This is a genomic window from uncultured Thiocystis sp., from assembly GCF_903866365.1.
Taxonomy (GTDB): domain Bacteria; phylum Pseudomonadota; class Gammaproteobacteria; order Chromatiales; family Chromatiaceae; genus Chromatium.
This window is the reverse complement of record NZ_CAIPNF010000024.1, coordinates 1-1619: the sequence shown is the minus strand read 5'-3', so window position 1 is coordinate 1619 and position 1619 is coordinate 1. Positions and strand designations below refer to the sequence as shown.

At 60.7% G+C, this 1619-nt stretch carries 3 protein-coding genes and 1 pseudogene; 2 read left to right on the top strand and 2 right to left on the bottom strand.

Annotated features, from left to right (window positions below; all coding sequences use genetic code 11):
- The first annotated feature begins 146 nt into the window (after positions 1 to 146).
- Both QZY07_RS01105 and QZY07_RS01100 read left to right on the top strand, forming a co-directional pair.
- The gene (locus tag QZY07_RS01105; RefSeq protein ID WP_295399135.1) at positions 147 to 269 is read left to right on the top strand and encodes a hypothetical protein; all 123 of its coding nucleotides are present in this window, start codon (positions 147 to 149) and stop codon (positions 267 to 269) included.
- Entirely contained in the window at positions 262 to 939 is a 678-nt protein-coding gene (locus tag QZY07_RS01100) for a hypothetical protein (protein WP_295399133.1), read from the top strand. Before QZY07_RS01105 ends, QZY07_RS01100 begins: the two co-directional genes overlap by 8 nt.
- Before the next feature lie 5 nt (positions 940 to 944).
- Here QZY07_RS01100 and QZY07_RS01095 read toward each other — a convergent pair whose 3' ends face one another.
- Positions 945 to 1124 (bottom strand): hypothetical protein, encoded by a 180-nt coding sequence (locus QZY07_RS01095; protein ID WP_295399131.1) that lies wholly within the window; start codon positions 1122 to 1124, stop codon positions 945 to 947.
- A 233-nt stretch (positions 1125 to 1357) separates the two neighbouring features.
- Positions 1358 to 1619: pseudogene (locus tag QZY07_RS01090) on the bottom strand (ISNCY family transposase); the annotation flags it as partial.

The window sequence follows — 1619 nt, the reverse complement described above, 5'->3', positions numbered from 1 at the left end:
GTGAATGGTGTGATCCATATTTTTTATGCCGAATAGCTTAAATGGGTATTGTATTATATGATTGCCAAGGTCTTTAGTGTTCTATTCCTGAAGTATTTATACCATTGAAAATTCGAGAAAAAAACCCCGAACACCCATGCGCGGCCATGTTTGAGGTACAGCTGCTCAAGCGCGTGAAGTCAGGAACACCAAGGGGGATCGCGTTACGCGAGGTCATCGACCGGCACCCCGATCTGCACCGCGAATACCTGGAGGCCGTCAATGTTTGAAAAACTCTTCGCCGGGAATCGTCGACCCAAGTCATCCGCCGATTGGTCGGGCGTGATCGGGGGGCTGCGATCCGGACTGGAGGCGCTAGCAGTCAACCAGTCGACCCTGGAGGCCGATCGCGATAGCCTGGCCCTAGATGCCGTCATGGGCGACCAGGGCGCACAAGAGCGCCTGGCCGCGACCGAAAACGCGCTGACGCAAAACCAGTTACAAGCGCGCTCAGCGGAAGCCTCGCTTGCCGCCGCGCACAAGAAACTTGCCGAGGCCGAGCGCACCGAGCAAGCCGCCGCCGAGGTACGGCACATGCAGGCGCTGCACAAAGCCATCACCGACCGCGAGCGGTTTCTGGTCGACACTTTCCAGCCCGCCGCCGTCACGTATGCAGAGGCCATCGCGGCCGACCTGAAGCAGCGCCACGAACTGGCATCCGCGACTGGTGTCGAGTTCGTTGCGCACCGTCACTACTCCACCGCGCTGGTTGCGCTCGCCAAAGAGTTGAACCAACGCGGGGTTGACTATTGCGGTACGCACATCGGCATGGAGCGATTCGACCCGGACGCACTCAAAGATGCCATTGAGACCAGTTCGGGTAAGCCCTGGATGCGGATCGTCGAAAACGCCATCCAGACATTGAAGGAACGCCATGCTCAACCGGCTGAAGCGCAATGATCGACCTACAACCCTTGAACGCCATCCGCCAGCATCACGACAGCATCGGTCGCGCCCTGGAGTCGCTTATGCGGGCGCGCGAGGATGTCGTGATGCTCCCGCCCGGAACCTGCGAGATTGACCACATCGACAACCAGATAGAACGGCTCCACGCGCACATGGACACCATCCGCCGCTGCGCCCAATCAGCAGGATTTCAACTTAATTTAGATTGATATTTTAACCCGCCCGCGCGAGAGAGGATGGCCATAGCGCGCGGATGGTCGACAAGACGCAAGCATGGCCGTCCACCGTCTCGCCGCACGCCAGCGAGCGCGATCAACGGAAGCCGTTGCTCCTGCGGCCGCACGACCGCACGACCGCAACCCGACCCGGCGGGAGATCCGGCAAACGCATGCCCCAGGGCGTGCGTTTTTTTCTATGGAGGCAAATTGAGCTTGACGAGGCGCTCCTCCAGCGCGGCCAGGTACGGCTCGGGGTGCTGACGGAAACGCCGCTGGAGGACGCGTGCCTGTCGGAGTTGCTTCAACTGCCGGCGCTCTTCCTGCCAAGCAACCACATCGATCTGGCTCAGCTGGAGCACCGTCAGCGGTCGGATCCAACTGACCACCGCGGCGAGCACCCGCACCGCACCCCGGACAATCAGACTGGGCGCCACCACCTTGCGTCCGGTGCCCCGT

Excerpts from the sequence above, each read along its gene's own strand:
- QZY07_RS01105 (WP_295399135.1), top strand. The coding sequence starts at position 147 with ATGTTTGAGGTACAGCTGCTCAAGCGCGTGAAGTCAGGAACACCAAGG.
- QZY07_RS01100 (WP_295399133.1), top strand. The coding sequence starts at position 262 with ATGTTTGAAAAACTCTTCGCCGGGAATCGTCGACCCAAGTCATCCGCC.